4 protein-coding genes are annotated in these 6,000 nt (G+C 69.8%); 2 read left to right on the plus strand and 2 right to left on the minus strand.

All coding sequences use genetic code 11. From position 1 onward, the window contains the following. Window positions 1-89: 89 nt before the first annotated feature. On the minus strand, window positions 90-2,549 hold the full coding sequence (locus ACWEWT_RS33430; protein WP_452564848.1) for a transglycosylase domain-containing protein: 2,460 nt from the start codon (window positions 2,547-2,549) through the stop codon (window positions 90-92). 607 nt (window positions 2,550-3,156) lie between these two features. Continuing rightward, complete coding sequence (locus tag ACWEWT_RS33435; protein WP_174372459.1) at window positions 3,157-3,570, minus strand: DUF5318 domain-containing protein; 414 nt, start codon at window positions 3,568-3,570, stop codon at window positions 3,157-3,159. 322 nt (window positions 3,571-3,892) lie between these two features. On the opposite strand from ACWEWT_RS33435, the gene ACWEWT_RS33440 reads away from it, so the two are divergent. Both ACWEWT_RS33440 and ACWEWT_RS33445 read left to right on the plus strand, forming a co-directional pair. Next, window positions 3,893-4,990, plus strand: a complete 1,098-nt coding sequence (locus ACWEWT_RS33440; RefSeq protein WP_452564841.1) for a DUF1707 SHOCT-like domain-containing protein — start codon at window positions 3,893-3,895, stop codon at window positions 4,988-4,990. A gap of 5 nt (window positions 4,991-4,995) precedes the next feature. Beyond that, window positions 4,996-5,778: a DUF1707 SHOCT-like domain-containing protein gene (locus ACWEWT_RS33445; RefSeq protein ID WP_452564842.1), complete on the plus strand. Its 783-nt coding sequence runs from the start codon at window positions 4,996-4,998 to the stop codon at window positions 5,776-5,778. Window positions 5,779-6,000: the final 222 nt, after the last annotated feature.

The raw sequence follows: 6,000 nt of genomic DNA on the forward strand, positions 1-6,000 counted from the left end.
ACCAGTCGCTGCTCGCTCACGGCACCCGACGTTACCTGTTACCGGGGTCCCGGCCCGGACCGAGCCGGACCCCCGGACAGAGTTGCGGGTTATCCGCCGCCGTCCGGACGGCTGCTGTCGCTGCTGTCGCCGCCGCTGTCACCACCATCGCCGGAATCGGTTCCACCGCCGGCGCTCGGCGACTGGGTGACCGTCGGGGCCGTACTCGTCTGCCCGGCGGTCGGCTGACCGGGCATCGGCCCTTCGCCGTTGCCCTGCGGCTGGCTCTGCGGTTGCTGCTGGCTCCGCGGATTGGGCTGCATACCGGGCACCGGAATGGTGATACCGGGCAGGATCTCCACCTGGCTCGGCTGGATCACCACCGGCGGCTCGAAGGTCGGATTCGTGGTCGACGGCGCCGTATAGGGAGCTGTCCACTTCGGCACCCCGGCCTGACCCTTGATCGGCGCCGGTTTGGGGAACTTCTCGTTGGGGGTGCCCTCGAGGGCGCCGTCCATGGTGCCCTTCCAGATATCCGACGCCAGGCCGGAACCGTAGATCATCGCGCCGCCGTAGTTGCGCAGCGGCGAGTTGTCGGTGCTGCCCACCCAGACGGCGGTGGACAGCGACGGTGTGTAGCCCACCATCCACACGTCCTTGTTCTCCCCGGTGTCACCCAGCTGCGCGGTACCGGTCTTGGCGGCCGAGGCCCGGCCGCCGGCCAGCCCGTGGTTGCGGGAGTACCCGGCGATCGGTTCCATGGCCGCCGTGACGTTGTCGGCGACAGCTTCGGAGACTCGCCGCTCACCCGCCACGTCACCACGATCGAGCAGTACCGTACCGTCCGCGGATACGACCTTGGTCACGAAATGCGGCTTGTGGTACATACCCGATGCCGCCAGCGTCGCGTAGGCCGACGCCATATCCAGCGGGCGGGCCTGGTACTGGCCGAGCACGATTCCGTTGTTCGGGCCGGCGCCGCCGGGCTCCGTCAGCGTGGGGCCGACGCCGGGAAGCTCCTCGGGAATGCCCAGTTTGTGACCCATATCGGCGATCTTCTGCGGACCGTTCTGCATATCCAGCTGCATCCGGTAGAAGCTGGTGTTCAGCGAGCGCTTGAGCGCTTCGGCGATGGTGCAGACCCCGCACTGCTCACCCTCGACGTTGGTGATCTCGATACCATTCACCGTGATCGGCGAGCTGTCGTACATCTGTGACAGCGGGACACCGTTCTCCAGGTTCTGGGCCAGGCCGACCACCTTGAACGAGGAGCCGGTCTGCAGCGCGGCGTTCGCGAAGTCGTATCCGTAACCGTCCTCGCCACCGTAATAGGCGCGCACTGCGCCTGTTTTCGGGTCGATGGAAGTCACCGCGGTCCGCAATTTGTCGGGCTCGCCCTCCATGTTCTTGCGCGCGGAGTCCACCGCCGCCGCCTGTGCTTTCGCGTCGATGGTCGTGGTGATCTCCAGGCCCGCCGTGTTCAGCTGCTGTTCGCTGATCCCGGCCTCGGAGAGTTCGCGCAGCACCTGCGCTTTGATATGCCCCTCCGGCCCGGTCGAATCGGTCTTCTGACCGGCCGCCGCGGACGACACCACCTGGGGATAGGTCATGCCCGCGCGTTCGGTGCGGTCCAGATTTCCGCCGGCGACCATACCGTCGAGCACGTAGTTCCAGCGGGTCTCGGCACCCTCGGGATTGGATTCCGGATCCAGCAGCGACGGCAGCTGGATCGTGGCGGCGAGTACCGCGCCCTCGGCGGGGCTCAGCTCGGCCACCGGCTTGGCGAAGTACGCCTTGGCCGCGGCATCGATACCGTAGGCGCCGCGCCCGAAATAGATGGTGTTCAGGTAGGCGGTGAGGATCTCGTCCTTACTCCACTGCCGGGCCATCTTCGCCGAGATGACCAGCTCGTGCAGCTTACGGGTGAGGCTGCGTTCGTCACCGACGAGCGCGTTCTTCACATACTGCTGGGTGATCGTCGAACCACCACCGGCGCTTTCGCGCCCGAGCACATTGTCGCGGGCGGCGCGGGCGAAACCGGAGATCGAGAAACCGGGGTTGCTGTAGAAGTCCCGGTCCTCGGCGGCGATCACCGCGTTGCGCACATGGGGCGGAATCTGATCGATCGTCACATCGGTGCGGTTGCCCTGCGGCGGAACCACCCGGGTGATCTCGGTCTCCCCGTCGGCGGCGAGAATCGTTGCGACCTGGTTGTTCTGGATATCGCCCGGTTCGGGCACCGAAACCGTCGAGTAGGCGACCAGGAACACCGTGCTGGGCACCACGATGGCGAGCGCGACCAGCACGTATGCCGTCCGTCGCGCGATCTTCCACCAGTTCCTGCGTTTCTGCCCCGGACCGCGTCCGTCCGGACCGCCGGGGCCGCCGGAACGGCCACCCGGGCGCCGCGGCGGCGGACCGCCCGCGGCACCGGACCGGGTCGGCCGGCCGTCGGGGCCGACGGCCCGGCGCTCACCGGTGTTCGGGCCGGGCCTTCCGGTCACCGGTCGCGGACCGGTCGCGGTGCGTTCACGGCGGGTGGTTTCGGCGGGCGCACCGGGTTGCGCCATCTTCGCGGTGCCCTGCTCGCCGCGCGGCGCACCCGGCTCCCCGGGACGGCCCATGCGTTGCGTGGGTTGATTGGGCGGCTGACCCGGTGCGGGCCGGCCGGGCGGTGGGCCGCCGGGGCGCTGCGGCGGCTGCTGACCCCGCGGTGCGCCGGGCATCCCACCGGTGTTCGGACCCGGGCGGCGGCCGTCGGGGCCGGGGCGCGGTCCGGGTGCCTGCGGGCGCCCCGCGCCGTTCGGTCCGGGGCGCGGCCCGTTCGGCCCCGGACGTGGTCCGTTCGCGGCGGGTCGTGGACCTGTCACCGGGCCCGGTCGCGGCCCACCCGGGCCCGGACGCGGCCCGCCGGGTGTCGGTGGCCGCCCGCCCGGTCCGGGGCGCGGCGCGTTCGCGTTCGGTGCGGGACCCCGGTTGGGCACCCCCGGTCGCTGCTGCGGCTCTCGACCCGGAAGCGGTCCGCGCTGGGTGCGACCACCGCGCGGGTCATCGCCGGGTGGGGGCTCGTAGGGCGAAGTCACTGACAAGGTCTCCAAAGCTCGTATCGGTCTGATGGGCTCGCTCCGCGGCGCCCCGGGGGGCACGGCGCGTGCACCATCGTCGGGCCGGACGGGGTCATTCCGCGGCGGTGCGCCGGTTCACCCGGGAACCGGAACGCCGGCCCTGCGGCGTCTTCCCGAGCACATAGGACTGCACCAGATGATTCCAGCTGCATGTCCGGCACACCTCGACCACGTGAACCGAGAATTCCTCTCGGGTCTCGGCCAGGCGTACCAGCTCTTCCGGGCTGCGCGCGGAACCCGCGACCGGCCCCAGGCCGTCGCCGTAGACCCAGGATACGAGGGTGAGTTGTTCCTTCCGGCAGATAGGGCATGTGACCTCGCTCCCCCGGCCGTGAAATTTGGCCGCACGCAGCAGGTAGGGATTGGCGTCACATACCTCGGCGACATCGACACGGCCCGCATAGACGTCAGCCAGCAGCGACTTGCGCCGGAGCGCATAGTCGACCACTTGCCGCTGAATTCGCACGCTCCCAGAGTAGCGGTGTTGTATTTGCGCCGCCCGCGGCTGCATTGGATCCGTTCGCCCGAACTCCGTGCCGGGGGCCGGTCGCGTGGGTCCGGCCGGACTTCCCGGGGTCCGAGGCATATTCGCACCACGCGGGTTTTTCCGGTCACCGCGGCCGGGTGTTTTCGACTCGTGGGCTGCCGGCGGTTCCCGGTCGCAGGCGGAAGCAGGCCACCGATTGGCGCACTTGGGCCATCGGAGCGCCGGTTTCCAGGTGGCCGCGGGCGTGTGAACAGCTGACGGAGGCGACCTACCGGCACCGCCCGACCCGTACGATCCGAAGGTGTCCACCGCAGTACCCGCCGATGCCATCCGCGCCCGGGATATCGATCGCGCCGAGACGTCCACCCTGCTGGACGCCGCATACGCGGAGGGACAGCTCGGAGCCGGCGAATACCACGACCGGGTGGCGCAGGCCCGGACCGCGAAAACCCTCGGTGACCTGCGTGTCCTGGTGGCCGACCTGCAACCGCCCGCCGGTACGGATGCGCCGCCGCCGGGGGCGGCCCGCCGGACCGGGCCCGCGATACGCCGGATCGGATCGGGTACGGACTACCCGCCGCGCACGAAAGCCCGCGACTCCGACCGGGCGAACGCCGGTGAGCTGATCGATGCCGGCCGGCGCGACGGCCAGCTGTCCGAGGAAGAACATCGAGTCCTGACCGAACTCCTGGGTTCGGCGCGTACGCTCGGCGAGCTGTCGGATCTGGTGTCCGACCTGCAGGGCAGCAGGTCGGTACGAACCCGTCCGGTATCCGCCACCCGTCCGGGTTCGGGGCCGTTCGCGGCACTGATGGTCGCGCTGGGACTGGTGGCCGCCTTCGTGGGGTTCGCGGTGACGAGCCCCGGCTCGGATCCACCCGCACCGGAAGCCGCGGCGGGGCCGGCACCGGACCGGTACGAGGTGGCCCCCGTGGTGATCGCGACACCCGACCTCCTGACCGGCGAAGGTATGGCGCACTTCCTGGACCGATACCGGGCGAAGTTCGGGGATACGGCAGCGGACTCCGTCGATTTCTACTCCGAATTCGCCTCGATCGACCGGGCGGTCCCGGGGGCGCCGAACCGGCAGATCGATTACGACTTCCGTGGTGGTTTCACGCAGTCCGGTTCGGTGACCACCCGCCGCGCCGATACGGTGGCGCTGGATCTGGGGCAACTGGACCCGGCCGCTGTCGCCGCGGTGGCGGCCACCGCGGTCCGGACCACCCGGGTCCCCGAGGGCGCGGTCTCCATGATCAGCATCGAGGTCGAGACCTCCGGTGATCTCGCGGGCCGGCCGATCGTCCGGATCCTGGTGGACAACGAGTTCCACGAATCGGGCTCGATATACACCGATCCGGCCGGCGCGGTTCTGCGCGTCCGGGCTTTCGAAGGGTAGAGCGCGTGGCGACGAACCGGCTCCGGGCACGCGACAGCGACCGTGCCGATATCTGCGGACTGCTCGATACCGCGCTGGCCGAAGGCCAGCTCACCGCGGGCGAACACGAGCAGCGAACCGCGGCCGCGATGCAGGCGAAGACATTCGGTGACCTCGATACGCTGATCGACGATCTGCAGATACCCGGCGATCTGGCGAAGGTGCCGGTGCTGCGCGGGCAGCGACGATCCCGGCGATGGGCGATCGTCGCGGCGGTGACCGCCGCCGCGCTGGTGCTCGGCGGGGCGGCCGGTCTCACGGATCGGGAGACCTCCGGATTCGCGAGACCGGAGCTGCCGGATACGACGACGGCCGCCGGTATCGCCGGTTTCGTGGCGACCTACGGTGCCGAATTCGGCGATACGATCGCCGACAAGGTCTCGTTCTATCCCGAACATGTATCCATCGAGCGGTACGACGCCACGACCCGGGTGAAGACCTCCTACACCTACCGGGACGGGAAGTTCGACGGCTGGACCACCAGCACTACCCGCCGGCCCGAGGAACCCACGCTGGACCTGGGGAAAATAGATCTGATCGCGCTGGCCGGACTGCTCGCCGGGGCGGCCGCGACGGCGAACGCCCCGGGTGGGGCGATCGGCCATATCTCGGCCGAATACGAGACCTCCTCGTACGGCGAACCGGCCCCGAAGCTGAGGATCTTCGTGGAGAACGAAGCGAAATCGGACAGCGGCTTTTTCGAGGTCGGGTTCGACGGGGAGCCGTTGACGGTGCACCCGATCGATTGACGGTCGGCCGGTTCGCCGGGGGTATGGGTCGGGGCGGGCGGTGGCATCGGTCGGTGAGATGGGTTTCGGGTCGGATGGCGGAACCGGCCTCGCCGATGGGGGCGACCTGATCGCTGTGTTTTTGGCGCCGCCTTCGGCGTCGCGGGGGTTGAGGCCCCCTGGTGTCCCGCCGTTCGGGCCTCGAGACTCGCGCCTTCGGCGCATGCGCTTCGAGGCCTGAAC

It is taken from the genome of Nocardia sp. NPDC003963 (assembly GCF_053605105.1).